1 pseudogene is annotated in these 591 nt (G+C 41.5%); it reads right to left on the reverse strand.

Annotation, left to right across the window (positions count from 1 at the left end):
• Positions 1-91: 91 nt before the first annotated feature.
• Positions 92-591 (reverse strand): annotated as a pseudogene (locus tag R7Z50_RS29210) (LysR family transcriptional regulator); the annotation flags it as partial.

The raw sequence follows: 591 nt of genomic DNA on the forward strand, positions 1-591 counted from the left end.
ATAAGTGGGCTCTTTTTCTTCTACATGTCATTAATTTAATCATTATTAAAACAAACGCCATGTCTATTTATTCAATAGCCATGGCGTTTCTCTACATCACTTCACAACTGGTTAGCAAGCGACCCGTAGGTGGCCTACCAACCACGCCTTTAGAAGTAAGTCGGAATGTTTCGGTAATCAAACTTCTCAAACGTTCTTGGTCAATTTTCTTCGCAGCAGAGTCATTACACCATACGTACATCTCGATATACTTGGATAGCGGATATTGGCTACACTTGTAATCACCTAATGTCCAACTTGGACAGATAACAAAAGTATTTGCCGCTTGCAGTTCATTGATCATCAATCGAGAGGAAGAAGTGGTAAGCCAATGTTTTACCTTAGAAATATCCACCCCAGAAGAATCAAGCAATACCTCAGCATCTCGTCTAGTCAAAGTATTACAAAAGACGATTCGCTCAGGGTAGCACTCCTCAGGTTTGACGGCACCGTCGCAAGCTAAAATGTATTGCTCTCTATTTAGGGGGAAAACGCGACCTTCCACGGAAGTGGTGTCACCAATAGCGAAGACTAAATCGTGGTTATCTTTAT

The sequence above is a fragment of the Vibrio sp. 1249-1 genome (genome assembly GCF_033340495.1).